The following is a 14,353-nucleotide window of genomic DNA, read 5'->3' on the forward strand; positions in this document are numbered from 1 at the left end:
CGTGGCAGGCGACGGCCATGACTCTCAAGGAACTCCAAAGGGCGAACCCGCCCGACTGTCAGTGGCCCCGCCGATACTGGGGGCATGACGACGGGTTCTGGCACCGTGCTGGTCGTGGAGGACGAGGAGAGCATCGCCGACGTCCTCGCCATCGCCCTGCGCTACCACCGGTTCGAGGTCATGATCGCGGGCACGGTCCGCGAGGGCCTCGCCCTGGCCGAGCGCACCCGGCCGGACGTGGCGCTGCTCGACGTCATGCTCCCCGACGGCGACGGCCGGGCGCTGGGGCGTGAACTGCGCGAGCGGCGGCCCGACCTGGCGCTCGTCTTCCTCACCGCACGCGACTCGCCCGCCGAGATCGTCGGCGCCCTCGGCTTCGGCGACGACTACATCACCAAGCCGTTCAACATCGACGAGGTCGTCGCCCGCATCACCGCGGTACTGCGCCGCACGCGACCGGCCGACGTCCTGCCGCAGCGGCCGCCCCTGCGCTACGGCGACCTGGAGCTGGACGAGTCGACGTACTCGGTGCGCCGCGCGGGCCGCACCGTCGAGCTCACCCCCACCGAGTACGCGCTGCTGCGCTTCCTGGTGCGCAACGGCGGCCGGATCGTGCCCAAGGAGCAACTCCTGCGCCACGTCTGGCAGTACGAGCACACACCGCCCGAGTCGACCGTCGTGGAGACCTACATCAGCTACCTGCGGCGCAAGCTGGACGCCCTGGGACCGCCGGTGATCACCACACGGCGGGGCGTCGGATACGGGCTGGCATGAGGGTACCCAGGGTCCTCGGCCGCTTCCGGCGCCGGCGCGGTGTCCACTCGCTGCGCGGCAAGCTGACGCTGACGAACGTGGCGCTGCTGGCCGTCGGCATCGTCGTCGCGACCGCGGTCAGTCTGATGACGGCGCGGTTCTATCTGCTCGACAAGGTGGACACCGAGCTGAAGAGCGCGCGTACCACGCTGGGGAACGCCGGGTTCACCCTCCAGCAGATCGAGTCGCTCAGCGAACTGGGCATCGCGCTGGACAAGTTCACCGGCGACGGCGCCACGGACACGGACCCGCTGCCGAGCCCGACGATGGTGTACGTCGCGGTCGACTCGGCGGGGAAGCCGGTGGCCCTGGGACCGCTGAAGCCGACGCCCCGCCAGCACTCGCTCGCCGCGGCCGCGAAGGACCCGGTCGCCCTCACCGCCGACGAGGAGCCGAGGGACGTACGGGTCGAGGGCGACCGCCATCGGATGGTCGGCGCGCGGCTCTCGGACGGCACGATCGTGCTGATCGCCATGCCGACGGAGGGCCTGCACGAGGGCATGGGCAAGGCGCTGCGGATGGACCTGGCCGTCGGGACGGCGCTGCTGGCGCTGCTCGGCTGTCTGACCATGTTCAGCGTGCGCCGCCGGATGCGGCCGCTGGAGGACATGGTGGAGACCTCGTCGGCCATCGCCGAGGGCGATCTGACCCGGCGCGTCCCGTCCAGCCGCGACCCGACCCTGGAGGTCGAACAGCTCCGGGTGGCCCTCAACTCCATGCTCCACCAGGTGGAGTCGGCGTACCGCACGCGCGAGCGCAGCACGGCCCAGCTGCGCCGCTTCGTCGGTGACGCCTCGCACGAGCTGCGCACGCCGCTGTCCGCGATACGCGGGTATCTCCAGCTGTACGACAAGGGCATGCTCACCGACGCCGCGGAGCGCAGACGGGCCTGGGACCGGATGAACGGCGAGGTCGACCGCATGGGACGCCTCGTCGACGAGCTGCTCACCCTCGCCCGGCTCGACCAGCGGCCCGAACTGCGGTTCCGCAACGTCGACCTGAGCCGTCTGGTGCGCGAGGCGGCCGAGGATCTGCGGGTGCAGCAGCCCGAGCGGCCGATCGCGGTCAGCGCGGACGGGGCGCTGCTCGTGCACGCCGACGAGTCGGGGCTGCGCCAGGTGCTGGGCAATCTGCTGAGCAACGTCCGCACGCACACGCCCGCCGACGTGGCAGTGCGGCTGGGGGTGGAGCGGGCGGACGGTGTGGTCCGGCTGTGTGTCGAGGACGAGGGGCCTGGACTGTGCGAGGAGGACGCGGCACGCGTCTTCGACCGGTTCTTCCGGGCCGGCGGAGGTGCGGGCAGCGGGCTGGGCATGGCGATCGTGCAGGGGGTGGTGGAGGCCCATGGCGGGGAGGTGACGGTGGACTCGGCGCAGGGTGAGGGTCTGAAGGTGACCGTCACCCTGCCGACCGACGTCAGATCCAGGTGAGGCGCCAGAGCCGGAAGACACCGGTGCCGTCCGAGAGGTACTGGCCGCCGCCGACCTCCTCGCTGGCGACCACGTACTCCTTGGCCTGCCACAGCGGGATGGCCGGGACGTCGCGGGCGACGGCCTCCTGGAGCAGGCGGAAGTCCTTCGTGGCCTCGCTGCGGTCGGCGTACTTCTGGCTGGCCGTGATCAACCGGTCCACGGTCTTGTCGCTGTACCCGGTGTTCATGGTGCCGTCGGTGCCGACGAGCGGGCCGCCGTAGGTGTCCGGGTCGGGGAAGTCGGCGACCCAGCCGACGGCGTACGCGTCGAGCTTGCCGCTCGCCCAGCGCTTTTGGAAGTCGGTCCACTCGTAGCCCTTGACCGTCACCTTGAACAGGCCGGTCGCCTCCAGTTGCCGCTTGATCTCCGCGGCCTCCTCGGCTCCGGCGCCGCGGCCGGCGCCATAGCCGTAGGTGAAGCGGACGGGCAGGCTCACGCCCGCCTCGCTGATCAGGACGCGCGCCTTGGCGGCGCTCAGCTTGGGGTAGGTGTCGAAGAACGACGTGGTGTGGCCGGTGATGCCCGTCGGGATCAGCGAGAACAGCGGGTCGACGGTCCCCTTGTACACCGTGGCCGCCAGCCGCTCGCGGTCGATCAGCCAGGCCATGGCCTGCCGGACCCGGACGTCGTGCAGCGGCGAGCCCTCGCGGGTGTTGAAGTAGAGGTTGCGGATCTCGGAGCTGTCGGCCTCGGAGACACGCTGGCCAGGGTCGGCGGTGTTCAGTCCGGCGAGGACCTCGGGCGGCAGCGTCCGGGTGGCGACGTCGATCCGCTTCGCCTTCCAGGCGCTTTCAAGGGCGTCCGCGTCGGTGTAGTAGCGCAGTTCGACGGGGCGGCCGGTGCCCTTGACGGCCCCCTTGTACCGCGTGTTCGGGGCGAGGACGGCCTCCTTCTCCTTCGTGTACGCGGTCAGGGTGTACGGGCCGGTGCCGTCGACAGCGTTGTCGGTGCGCAGCGCGTCGGCCGGATACTTCTCGCGGTCCACGATGGCGCCCGCCCCGGTGGCCACCTTGAGCGGGAATGTGGCGTCGGGCGACGACAGCCGGAAAGTGACCGTACGGCCGCTCGCGCTCACCGAGGCGAGGGTGCTCAGCAGCGAGGACGGGCCGACGTCCGACTTGATCCGCTTGACGCGGTCGAAGGAGTACTTGACGTCCTGCGCGGTCATGGCACGCCCGCTCGGGAAGGTGATCCCCTCCCGCAGTTCACAGCGGTACGTCTTCAGGTCGGTGCCGGCGAAACCGCAGCTCTGCGCCGCGTCCGGCTCGGGTGCGACGCCACCCGGCTCGAAGGCCAGCAGTGACTGGTAGACGTTGTTGAACAGCGCCCAGGAGCCGGCGTCATAGGCGCCGGCCGGATCGAGCGACGTGACGGCGTCCGTCGTGCCGACCGTGATGGTCCTGTTCTCGTCCTGCTGCGATGGCAACAACTGCCAGCCGCCTACTCCCACGGCCGCCAGCACGAGCAGCGTCGCGAGAATCCGCATGCGAATCGAACGCATGGGTGTGCCCTCTCCCCGGCCCTTCACGGGCCCCCACATGAGCAGTGAATTGGTGAACATCCGCCACTCCCCTAAGTGGCGGGCACACCTAATCACACCTGTTTCACCAGGGGGAAGGGCTTTCTGGCGACATGGGAAAGAACTTACCTACGGGCGTTTCCAGCAGGTTTCGCAGGCCGTCCACAGTCGCGGGGCGGCCGGGCCGGTGAGGGCGGTCAGGCCTGACGGGACGCCAGCTCGATCACCGTGATGTCCGACGGGGCGCCCACGCGCGTGGGTGGTCCCCAGGCGCCGGCGCCCCGGCTGACGTACAGCTGGGTGTCGCCGTAGCGGTCCAGTCCGGCCACGGTCGGGTTGGCCAGGCCCGCGATGAGGTTGCCCGGCCAGAGCTGGCCGCCGTGGGTGTGGCCGGAGAGCTGGAGGTCGACGCCGTGGTCGACGGCGTCATGGATCTGCACCGGCTGGTGGGCGAGGAGCACGCACGCGCGTGCCTTGTCCCGGTCGCCGAGGGCCTTGGCGAAGTCGGGGCCCTGGCCCTCGCTCTCGCCCGCGATGTCGTTGACACCGGCCAGGTCGAAATGGGCCAGTTCGGTCCGGGCGTTCTCCAGTGGGCGCAGGCCCAGGCGGCGTACCTCGTCGACCCACTGCTCGGCGCCGGAGAAGTACTCGTGGTTGCCGGTGACGAAGAACGCGCCGTGTCTCGCCCGGAGCTGGGCGAGCGGGGCCGCCGCCGGGCCGAGGTCCTTCACGCTGCCGTCCACCAGGTCGCCGACGACCGCGATGAGGTCGGGCTGGGTGCCGTTGATGGTGTCGACGACCTTCTGCGCGAAGCCGCGGCCCAGGACCGGACCCAGATGGATGTCGCTGACGACCGCGATCCGGTAACCGTGTGCCGCGCGCGGGAGCTTGGCCAGCGGGACGGTGACCCGCTTGACCTTGGGGCCTCTGACGACGCCGTAGGTGCCGTAGCCGACAGTGCCCACGGCGGCCGCGGCGGCGGCACCGGCGACGACCCGGGAGACGAAAAGACGGCGGGTGGGGGTGGCCAGGGGGCGGGACGGGTCGACGGGGCCGGATGCCGAGGTGGGGTCGCTCTGGGACGCCGGGGACGGATCGGCCCCGAGGGCCGAGAGCGGGTCGGCGGAGAGGGCCGAGGCCGTCGGGGACGCTGTGCCGGTGGCGGTCGCGGAAACCGCTGTCGCGCCGGTGGCGGTCGCGGAAGCCGAGGTCGCGCCGGTGGCGGGCGACGAGATCGAGCCGGCCGTGGGGGCCGACGCCGGAACGGGCGTGGGCGCCGGGCCTTCCGCCGGTGCCGGCTCAGACGTGGCCTCCCCCGCACGAGCCCGCCGCTCGAGCCACCGTCGCAGCAGCGGGCGTACGACCTCACCCGCGAGCACGCCCAGCATGAGGTACATCGACAGGGCCAGCCACATGAAGCCGGGCCAGGCGAGGACCTGCTGGAGCCAGAAGGGCGCGCCCGCGCGCTCGGCGACGAGGGCACCGACCGTCAGGGCCCAGCCGCCGGCGATCACCACCACGCCCGTGCGGCGCACGAACCCGGGGCCGCGGGTCGTGTCGCGGAACAGGCGGCGCCACATCCACCAGTTGCCCGCCACCAGGACGGACACCACGAGCAGTGCGACAAGCGCGAAGACGATGACCACGCCGACGTTCCCTTTCCCTTGCGTGCCGGGTGAACGTCCCGGGTCCTGGCCGAGTTCCTATGACGTCCGGCGCAGTGCGCGCACTCCGCGCAACCCGATGACCCCGACGACCGTCCCCAATACGAAGGAGACGACGGCGAGCAGCAGGTGCACCCAGAAGTACGCCGTCGGGTGACCGTCGTCGAACGCGAGCCCGCTGCTGTCCTTGATCAGATTTTTGACGAAAGTGACCCAGATGACCCAGCTCCACACCCCGAAGGCGAGCAGGAACCAGGAGACGGGGCGGCTGAGCTTCATGCGTTCAGTATCACCGCCCGGGGTCCGGTCCTCCGAGCGGGGTGGGGGCAGAAGCGGGACTTCCATGGGTAGGGCATGTACGTTCTCCGTCGTGCCCGCACCCAAGAAGACCGCCAGGCGCGCCCTGCTGGTCACTTCCGCCGTCGTGTCCTCCCTCGCGCTGACCGCGCCCGTCTCCTTCGCGGCCCCCAAGCCGTCACCGAGTACGAGCCCTTCGGCCACTCCCCCGGCGAACATGTCGACCGTGGGCGGCGAGCGGCTGGGACAGGCCGGCACCCAGGTGAATCTCGCGGCCGGTGTCCCCGTGCTGCCCAAGGACCTGACCGCCCGCTCCTGGATCGTCGCCGACGCCGAGTCCGGCGCTGTGCTCGCCGCGCACAACGCGCACTGGCGGCTGCCGCCCGCGAGCACCATGAAGATGCTGTTCGCCGACACGGTGCTGCCGAGGTTCCCCAAGACCATGAAGCACAAGGTCGTCCCGTCCGACCTGGCCGACATCGGGTCCGGCTCCAGCCTCGTCGGGATAAAGGAGGGCGAGACCTACTCCGTCCACGACCTGTGGCTCGGGGTGTTCCTGCGCTCCGGCAACGACGCCGTGCACGTGCTGTCGAAGATGAACCACGGCATCGACAACACGGTCAAGGAGATGAACGAGCACGCCGAGGAGCTCCAGGCCCTCGACACGAACGTGGTGTCGCCCGACGGCTACGACGCTCCCGAGCAGGTCTCGTCGGCGTACGACCTGACGCTGATCGCGCGTTCCGGGCTCCAGAAGAAGGACTTCCGCGAGTACTGCTCGACCGTCACCGCCAAGTTCCCGGGCGCGACGACGAAGAACAAGAAGGGCAAGTCGGTCCGCGAGTCCTTCGAGATCCAGAACACCAACCGGCTGCTGTCCGGCGACAGCGACGTCCCCGTCTACCAGGGCATCGCGGGCGTCAAGAACGGCAACACCACCAATGCCGGCGCCACCTTCACGGGCGTCGCCGAGCGGAACGGCAAGGTGCTGCTCGTCACGGTCATGAACCCGGAGAAGAGCGAGCACAACGAGGTCTACAAGGAGACCGCGCGGCTCTTCGACTGGGGCTTCGCGGCGGCCGGGAAGGTGCAGCCGGTGGGTGAGCTGGTCGCCCCCAAGGGCGCCGCGCAGGCCAGCGCCCAGCCGGGTGCGAACGACGCCGGGGAGGCCGGTGGCGCCGGGGACGCCGAGAAGTCCGCCGAGCCGGCGGTCGGTGCGTCGGCGGCGAGCGGTTCGAGCGGCATGGGCATCGCGATCGGGATCACCGGCGGGCTGGTGGTGCTGCTCGCGACAGGCGCGTTCCTGATCAACCGCCGGTGGCCGCTGCCCGACCTGGTGCGCCGTCGGGGCCGTTCCTGAGTTCCGGTTTCCCGGGCCGGCCTTCGTCCTGCGACCGGTTCGACTCGTCCGGCTCGTCGGCCGTCTCCGCGGACTCCTCGGAGCGGTCGGCGAGTTCGGTCTCCTTGCCCCGCGTCGCCGTCCAGGCTGCGCAGAACACGACCAGCTTCGCGGTGAAGTTGATCCACAGCAGCAGGGCGACCGGCACGCCGAACGCGCCGTACATGCTCTTGGTGGCCACGCCCTGCATATAGCCGCTGAGCAGCAGCTTCAGCAGTTCGAATCCGACCGCGCCGATCAGTGCGGCCACCATCAGCCGACGGCGCGGCGGCTCGACCCCGGGCAGCAGCGTCAGGACGTACAGCAGAAGCAGGAAGTCCGCCAGTACCGCGATGAGGAAGGCGGCGATCCGCAGCAGGATCCCGCCCCAGCCGCCCTCCTCGATGCCCAGCTGCCGGGTGATCCAGCCGACCATGGCGGAGGCGACGGCGGAGGCGACGAGGGTGACGAGTACGGCGCCGCCGAACCCGACCAGGACGCCCGCGTCCTTGGCCTTGCGCAGGACGGGGTTCTCCTCGTCGTCGGGCAGCTCCCACACCGCGCGCAGGCACTCGCGCATGGAGCCGACCCAGCCGATACCGGTGAACAGCAGGACGGCACCGGCGATCAGGCCGACGGTGCCGGCGTTCTGGACCAGCGCGTTGATGTCGAGCTGGTCGGAGATGCCGGGCACCTGGTCGGTGAGCTTGTCCTCCAGCTTGTTCTGCTGGTCCTGGCTGAGGGTCGCGGCTGCGATCGCGGCGGCAAGGGTGAGCAGCGGGAACAGGGCGACGAAGCTGGTGAACGTCATCGCGGCGGCCAGCCGTGTCCACTTCACCCGGTCCATGCGCTCGTACGACCGCCACGCGTGCGTGGTCATCAGCCGGGTCACCGTGGACCCGACGACGGGGAGTTTCTTCAGCCAGTCCATGATCCGACTCTGCCCTCCGCGCGGAAGACCAATGTCCGGGTGCCCCAAAACCGCAGCGCGGTAGCCAGCGCCATGCCGATTCCCGCTCCGGAGACGGTGTCCGCCCGCTGGGAGGTGAGGCCGAGACCGTAGTGGCTCACGGTGAGGCAGAGGAGTTGTACGACTGCTCCGGCGACGTTCACCGCGCAGAAGACGGCGTAGGGGCGCAGACCCCTGGGCCTGGTGTGGCGGTAGGGGCCGAGGGCGTTCCCGGCGTAGGCGACGGTGCAGCCGGCGACGAAGGAGAGGGCCTTGGCCGTGAGGGGGTCGAGGGCGGCCGGGCCGCGCAGCCAGGTGAACAGGGCGAGGTCGACGGCGTAGGCGAGGAGGCCGGCGGTGGCGAAGCCGAGGAGTTCGCGTCGGTCGCCCCACGCGCGTGTGTTGACGGCTTCCCGGCGGCCGCGCCACGCGCGCGTGGCTACCAATTGGCCACCGCCAGCCCGTACATCGCCAGCCACACCAGGCCGATGACCGCGAGGGCGCGGTCGTGCAGGACGACGTCCTCGGGTTCGCCCGCTGTGCCGCGGTCGGCGAAGACGGCGTACCGGAGGATCGCGAGGGTGAAGGCGACCATGGACAGCTGCCGCCAGGGCAGCACGCCGGTGTGCGGGTCGCCGCCCTCCTCCAGGGCCCACAGGCAGTATCCGAGGACGGCGACGCCGGCCGCCAGCTGCCAGACGAAGCGCAGGTAGCCGGTGGTGTACTCGGTGAGCAACGCGCGCGTGGCGCCCGCTTTCCCGGTCATCTGCACGGCCTCGGAGTAGCGCTTGGCCGACACCATGAACAGCGCCCCGAACCCGGTGGTGATCAGGAACCAGCGCGACAGCGGGATGCCGAGCGCGAGCCCGCCGACCATCGCCCGCATCAGGAACCCGGTGGTGACGACGGCGAGGTCGACGACCAGGACGTGCTTGAGGCTGACGCAGTACGCGAGTTGCATGCCGATGTACGCCGTGAGCAGGACCGCGACGGCGGGCGAGGTCAGCCAGGCCGCGGCGGCGGGCCCGAGGGCGGCCAGGACGCCGCCGACGGCGTACGCGACCGGTGCGGGGACCTGTCCGGCGGCGACCGGGCGGCGGCGTTTGACGGGGTGCGCGCGGTCCGCCTCGGCGTCACGGGCGTCGTTGATCAGGTAGACGGCGGCGGCGCAGGCGGTGAAGAGGGCGAAGACCAGGGCGAGTTGGGTCAGGGCATGGGCCGAGAAGAGCTGGCCTGCGGCGGCCGGGGCGGCGATGACCAGGATGTTCTTGACCCACTGCTTGGGGCGCGCGGTCTTGACGAGACCTTTCAGCAGCGCGCCGGGGCCGCCTTTGCGGGGTGGCGGTACGGGCCGTCGCGGGGGCGTGCGCTGTGCGTGCAGCGCCGCTTCCCTGATGCGCGCGGCACTCGCCAGGGGCGCGGTCTCAGCCATGGGCGCCCCCCTTCCTCATCCAGCGTGCCCCGATCCGCGCGGTGAGTGCCCCGAGCGCCGCGCCCGCCGCCACGTCGGAGGGGTAGTGCACGCCGACGACCAGGCGCGAGAGGCACATCGCGGCGGCGAGCGGCGGGATCGCGTACGCGCCGAGTGCACCGAAGGCGACGGCTGCGGCGGTGGCGGAGGCCGCGTGGGAGCTGGGGAAGGAGTGCCGGCCGAGGGTGGGCACCAGGGGCTGGACGTGTGCGGGGCGCGGGCGGCGCACCACCCTCTTCACCCCCATGCTGACCAGGTGCGCACCGGCGGTGAGCGCTGTCCCGCGCAACCAGGCGCCGCGCCGACCGCCGTCCACGGCAGCCCCCGCGAGCCCCGCCGCCAGCCACAGCGTGCCGTGCTCGCCCAGCCGGGACAGGGCGCGCGCGGCGGTGGCGACGCGCGGGTCGCTGCTACGGGCATGGACCGCCGAAAGGATTCGGCGGTCCGCACCCCGGAGGCTTCGGTGATCGATGTCGTCGAGGTGGTCCATGTGGACTCACTGTTCACGCCGACACAGCCAGAATTACGGCAATATTGAGCGACATCCCATTAATCACCCATTTCGGGGAGAGCAGGGATGTTTCATAACTGATCACACACAAACGGGCGCTACGGTCGCCGACATGCCTGCCGACACCGTCTCCGTCACGGGATGGGGCCGCACCGCCCCCACCGTCGCCCGTCTGATCCGTCCCAGGACGTACCAGGAGGCCGCGGCCGCCGTCCGGGGCTGCGGGGCACGCGGAGGCATCCCGAGGGGCCTGGGACGGGCGTACGGGGACGCGGCGCAGAACGCCGGGGGCGCGGTGCTCGACATGACCGGGCTGGACCGCATCCACGCGATCGACGCCGACGGCGGCACCGTCTCGTGCGACGCGGGCGTCTCGCTGCACCGGCTGATGCGGGTGCTGCTCCCGCTCGGCTGGTTCGTGCCGGTGACACCCGGCACCCGCCAGGTGACGGTCGGCGGCGCGATCGGCGCCGACATCCACGGCAAGAACCACCATGTCTCGGGTGCCTTCTCCCGCCACGTCCTGTCGCTGGAACTCCTCACCGCCGACGGCGAGATCCGCACCGTGCGCCGCGGCACGCCCCTGTTCGACGCGACCACCGGCGGCATGGGCCTGACCGGCGTGATTCTCACCGCCACGGTCCAACTCCAGCCGGTGGAGACCTCGCTGATGTCGGTCGACACCGAACGCGCGCGGGACCTCGACGACCTCATGGCCCGCCTGGCCGCCACCGACGACCACTACCGCTACTCGGTGGCCTGGATCGACCTGCTGGCGCGCGGCGCGACGACGGGACGCGCGGTGCTCACCCGCGGCGACCACGCGCCCCTGGACGCCCTGCGCGAGGGCACGCGCGCACGTAGGGACCCGCTCGCCTTCCGCCCCTCCCACCTGCCGGCGCCGCCCGCCTTCCTCCCGGGAGGCCTGCTGAACCGCCGTACCGTGGCCTGCTTCAACGAGCTCTGGTACCGCAGGGCGCCACACGCGCGTACCGGCGAACTGCAGAAGCTCACCACTTTCTTCCACCCCCTGGACGGTGTGCCGCACTGGAACCGGATCTACGGCCGGGGCGGCTTCGTGCAGTACCAGTTCGTCGTCGGACACGGCCAGGAGGAGACCCTGCACCGCGTCGTACGGCGTATCTCCGAGCACCGCTGCCCGTCCTTCCTGGCCGTCCTCAAGCGCTTCGGTGACGCCGACCCCGGCTGGCTCTCCTTCCCCGTCCCCGGCTGGACGCTGGCCCTGGACATCCCGGCCGCCCTGCCCGGCCTCGGCGCACTCCTCGACGCGTTGGACGAGGAGGTGGCCACGGCCGGAGGGCGCGTCTACCTCGCCAAGGACTCCCGGCTGCGGCCCGAGCTGCTCGCCGCGATGTACCCACGCCTGGACGCCTTCCGCTCGCTGCGCGCGGAACTGGACCCGCGCGGGGTCTTCGTGTCGGACCTGGCCCGCCGCCTCGCCCTGTAGAACCCATCGGATCCCTAGGAGCTGTCGTGAAGGACGCCTTCGGCCTCCCCCAGTCCCTGCTCGTCCTCGGCGGTACGTCCGAGATCGCGCTGGCCACCGCCCGCCGCATGATCGCGCGCCGTACCCGCACCGTGTGGCTCGCGGGCCGCCCGTCGCCCGCCCTGGAGCAGTCCGCCGCCGAACTGCGCGCGCTCGGCGCCGACGTGCACACCGTCGCCTTCGACGCCCTCGACCCCGAGTCCCACGAGACCGTGCTCGGCAAGGTCTTCGCCGAGGGCGACATCGACATGGTGCTGCTCGCCTTCGGCATCCTCGGCGACCAGGCACGCGACGAACGTGAGCCGATGAGCGCGGTACGGGTCGCCCAGACCAACTACACGGGCGCCGTCTCGGCGACCCTGGTCAGCGCGAGCGCCCTCCAGACCCAGGGCCACGGCTCCCTCGTCGTCCTCTCCTCCGTCGCCGCCGAACGCGCCCGCCGCGCCAACTTCATCTACGGCTCCAGCAAAGCCGGTCTCGACGCCTTCACCCAAGGCCTCGGCGACGCCCTGCACGGCACCGGCGTCCACGTCATGCTCGTACGCCCCGGCTTCGTCCGCACCAAGATGACCGCCACCCTGGAGGAGACTCCCCTGGCCACCACCCCGGAAGCGGTCGCGACAGCCATCGAGGCAGGCCTACGGCGCCACTCGGAGACGGTGTGGGTCCCCGGCCCCCTCCGCCTGGTGATGTCAGCCCTACGCCACACACCACGATCCCTGTTCCGAAGGCTGCCCTTTTAGTCCCCCGGTTCGACAGCACCTCTTCGGGGGCGCGGGACTGTATCGATATGCGCTTCCGCCGCGCGGCGGCGGCCTCCCCCGACGACAACCCCCTCAGGGGCGCGGGGAACTGCGCGACCAGCCCCCAACATCGCCGCGGACAACAATCAACCCGAACGCGGCACCCACCCCCTGACCCAACCGGCGGAGCTAATTCGCTGGGATGGACCCGCGCTCCACCGCCCCCGCCTGCGAAGGCACCACCGGCCCCCCGAAGGCGAAGTCCCGCAGCTTGCGCCACACCCCGTCGGCGCCCTGCTCGTAGAGGGCGAAGCCGGTGCACGGCCAGCCGGCCTCGTAGTCGGCGAGTTCCTCGAAGGCGCGGTCCATCGACTCCTCGTCGATGCCATGGGCGACCGTGACATGCGGGTGATAAGGGAACTGCAGCTCGCGCGCGACCGGCCCGGAGGCGTCGCGGACCTGCTTCTGGAGCCAGGTGCAGGCCTCGGCGCCCTCGACGACCTGGACGAAGACGACCGGCGAGAGGGGCCGGAAGGTACCGGTGCCGGACAACCGCATCGGGAAGGGGCGCCCGGCGGCCGCGACCTCGAGGAGGTGTGCCTCGATCGCCGGCAGCAGCTCGGCGTCGACCTCGGTCGGCGGCAGCAGTGTGACGTGTGTGGGGATGCCGTGAGCCGCGGCGTCGCCGAAGCCCGCGCGCCGCTCCTGGAGCAGGCTGCCGTGAGGCTCCGGGACCGCGATCGACACACCGATCGTTACGGTCCCCACGTCGTCTCCTGTCGTCTGTCGGTGAGCTCGCCCCTCGCGAACGGCTCGTCCTGTTGTGAGCTCATGCCCTGTTGCTGAGCGTGAATGGCCGCTGATTCGGCCATTCGGCTATCGACTGTACGGCTACGGACGTAGCGCGGGCAGGCGCAACCGTAGTGATGTGCAGCGCTGTGCGGTGGTGCGCCCGTGTGCCGGCCGTGTGCCGTGCCGCGGGCTCAGTGCTTGGCGGGCAGGAAGCCCACCTTGTCGTACGCCTGGGAGAGCGTCTCCGCGGCGACGGCACGCGCCTTCTCCGCGCCCTTGGCCAGGACCGAGTCCAGCGTCTCCGGGTCGTCCAGATACTGCTGGGTGCGCTCCCGGAAGGGCGTCACGAACTCGACCATGACCTCGGCGAGGTCCGTCTTGAGCGCACCGTAGCCCTTGCCCTCGTACTTCTGCTCCAGTTCCGCGATTCCCGTACCCGTGAGGGTCGAGTAGATCGTGAGCAGGTTGCTGACGCCCGGCTTGTCCGCGGCGTCGTAGCGGATCACGGTGTCGGTGTCGGTGACCGCGCTCTTGACCTTCTTGGCGGTGGCCTTGGGCTCGTCGAGCAGGTTGATGAGGCCCTTCGGCGTGGACGCCGACTTGCTCATCTTGATCGCCGGGTCCTGAAGGTCGTAGATCTTCGCCGTCTCCTTGAGGATGTACGGCTTCGGAACGGTGAAGGTCTGGCCGAAGCGGCCGTTGAAACGCTCGGCGAGGTCGCGGGTGAGCTCGATGTGCTGACGCTGGTCCTCGCCGACCGGGACCTCGTGGGCCTGGTACAGCAGGATGTCGGCGACCTGGAGGATCGGGTACGTGAACAGGCCGACGGACGCCCGGTCCGCGCCCTGCTTGGCCGACTTGTCCTTGAACTGGGTCATGCGGGACGCCTCGCCGAAGCCGGTGAGGCAGTTCATGATCCAGGCGAGCTGCGCGTGCTCGGGGACATGGCTCTGGACGAACAGCGTGCAGCGCTCGGGGTCGAGGCCGGCCGCGAGGAGCTGGGCGGCGGCGAGCCGGGTGTTGGCGCGCAGGTCGGCGGGGTCCTGCGGGAGCGTGATCGCGTGCAGGTCGACGACCATGTAGAACGCGTCGTGGGACTCCTGGAGGGCAACCCACTGGCGGACGGCGCCGAGGTAGTTGCCGAGGTGGAACGAGCCTGCGGTGGGCTGGATTCCGGAGAGCACGCGGGGTCGGTCAGAGGCCATGCTCACCATTCTCTCAGGTCCCGGGGGCCGGT

14 protein-coding genes are annotated in these 14,353 nt (G+C 71.0%); 5 read left to right on the forward strand and 9 right to left on the reverse strand.

What is annotated here, in order from left to right:
• Nucleotides 1-84: 84 nt before the first annotated feature.
• Both ACZ4UU_RS19985 and ACZ4UU_RS19990 read left to right on the forward strand, forming a co-directional pair.
• A complete protein-coding gene (locus tag ACZ4UU_RS19985) occupies nucleotides 85-774 on the forward strand; it encodes a response regulator transcription factor (RefSeq protein WP_471904730.1) in 690 nt (229 codons plus the stop codon).
• On the forward strand, nucleotides 771-2,243 hold the full coding sequence (locus ACZ4UU_RS19990) for a sensor histidine kinase (protein WP_471904731.1): 1,473 nt from the start codon (nucleotides 771-773) through the stop codon (nucleotides 2,241-2,243). The genes ACZ4UU_RS19985 and ACZ4UU_RS19990 overlap by 4 nt, the downstream gene beginning before the upstream one ends.
• Here the strand turns inward: ACZ4UU_RS19990 and ACZ4UU_RS19995 are convergent.
• From ACZ4UU_RS19995 to ACZ4UU_RS20005, 3 genes are all read right to left on the reverse strand, one after another.
• Nucleotides 2,230-3,786 (reverse strand): ABC transporter substrate-binding protein, encoded by a 1,557-nt coding sequence (locus ACZ4UU_RS19995; RefSeq protein WP_471904732.1) that lies wholly within the window; start codon nucleotides 3,784-3,786, stop codon nucleotides 2,230-2,232. The genes ACZ4UU_RS19990 and ACZ4UU_RS19995 overlap by 14 nt on opposite strands.
• Before the next feature lie 215 nt (nucleotides 3,787-4,001).
• A complete protein-coding gene (locus ACZ4UU_RS20000; RefSeq protein WP_471904733.1) occupies nucleotides 4,002-5,450 on the reverse strand; it encodes a metallophosphoesterase in 1,449 nt (482 codons plus the stop codon).
• A gap of 57 nt (nucleotides 5,451-5,507) precedes the next feature.
• Nucleotides 5,508-5,747 carry an SCO4848 family membrane protein gene (locus ACZ4UU_RS20005; protein WP_062702372.1) on the reverse strand — a complete coding sequence of 80 codons (240 nt, stop codon included), beginning with the start codon at nucleotides 5,745-5,747 and terminating at the stop codon, nucleotides 5,508-5,510.
• A 91-nt stretch (nucleotides 5,748-5,838) separates the two neighbouring features.
• On the opposite strand from ACZ4UU_RS20005, the gene ACZ4UU_RS20010 reads away from it, so the two are divergent.
• Nucleotides 5,839-7,125, forward strand: coding sequence for a D-alanyl-D-alanine carboxypeptidase family protein (locus ACZ4UU_RS20010; protein ID WP_471904734.1), 1,287 nt, complete (start codon nucleotides 5,839-5,841; stop codon nucleotides 7,123-7,125).
• Here ACZ4UU_RS20010 and ACZ4UU_RS20015 read toward each other — a convergent pair.
• Genes ACZ4UU_RS20015 through ACZ4UU_RS20030 form a run of 4 tightly spaced genes read right to left on the reverse strand, consistent with a single transcriptional unit; the run spans nucleotide 7,073 to nucleotide 10,053 of the window.
• Entirely contained in the window at nucleotides 7,073-8,074 is a 1,002-nt protein-coding gene (locus tag ACZ4UU_RS20015; RefSeq protein ID WP_471904735.1) for a YihY/virulence factor BrkB family protein, read from the reverse strand. The genes ACZ4UU_RS20010 and ACZ4UU_RS20015 overlap by 53 nt on opposite strands.
• Nucleotides 8,062-8,538: a GtrA family protein gene (locus ACZ4UU_RS20020; protein WP_471904736.1), complete on the reverse strand. Its 477-nt coding sequence runs from the start codon at nucleotides 8,536-8,538 to the stop codon at nucleotides 8,062-8,064. Before ACZ4UU_RS20020 ends, ACZ4UU_RS20015 begins: the two co-directional genes overlap by 13 nt.
• Entirely contained in the window at nucleotides 8,532-9,524 is a 993-nt protein-coding gene (locus ACZ4UU_RS20025; RefSeq protein WP_471904737.1) for a decaprenyl-phosphate phosphoribosyltransferase, read from the reverse strand. The genes ACZ4UU_RS20020 and ACZ4UU_RS20025 overlap by 7 nt, the downstream gene beginning before the upstream one ends.
• Nucleotides 9,517-10,053 carry a phosphatase PAP2 family protein gene (locus tag ACZ4UU_RS20030; protein WP_471904738.1) on the reverse strand — a complete coding sequence of 179 codons (537 nt, stop codon included), beginning with the start codon at nucleotides 10,051-10,053 and terminating at the stop codon, nucleotides 9,517-9,519. Before ACZ4UU_RS20030 ends, ACZ4UU_RS20025 begins: the two co-directional genes overlap by 8 nt.
• 133 nt (nucleotides 10,054-10,186) lie before the next feature.
• Here ACZ4UU_RS20030 and ACZ4UU_RS20035 point away from each other — a divergent pair, with 133 nt between their 5' ends.
• Together ACZ4UU_RS20035 and ACZ4UU_RS20040 are read left to right on the forward strand one after the other, a co-directional pair.
• Entirely contained in the window at nucleotides 10,187-11,542 is a 1,356-nt protein-coding gene (locus ACZ4UU_RS20035; protein WP_471904739.1) for an FAD-binding protein, read from the forward strand.
• 26 nt (nucleotides 11,543-11,568) lie between these two features.
• Complete coding sequence (locus tag ACZ4UU_RS20040) at nucleotides 11,569-12,324, forward strand: decaprenylphospho-beta-D-erythro-pentofuranosid-2-ulose 2-reductase (protein ID WP_471904740.1); 756 nt, start codon at nucleotides 11,569-11,571, stop codon at nucleotides 12,322-12,324.
• A gap of 189 nt (nucleotides 12,325-12,513) precedes the next feature.
• On the opposite strand, the gene ACZ4UU_RS20045 is transcribed toward ACZ4UU_RS20040, so the two are convergent.
• Nucleotides 12,514-13,092, reverse strand: a complete 579-nt coding sequence (locus ACZ4UU_RS20045) for a 2'-5' RNA ligase family protein (RefSeq protein WP_471904741.1) — start codon at nucleotides 13,090-13,092, stop codon at nucleotides 12,514-12,516.
• Between the two features lie 215 nt (nucleotides 13,093-13,307).
• On the reverse strand, nucleotides 13,308-14,321 hold the full coding sequence (gene trpS / locus ACZ4UU_RS20050; protein WP_471904742.1) for a tryptophan--tRNA ligase: 1,014 nt from the start codon (nucleotides 14,319-14,321) through the stop codon (nucleotides 13,308-13,310).
• Nucleotides 14,322-14,353: the final 32 nt, after the last annotated feature.

Source organism: Streptomyces sp. NPDC028907 (genome assembly GCF_055564995.1).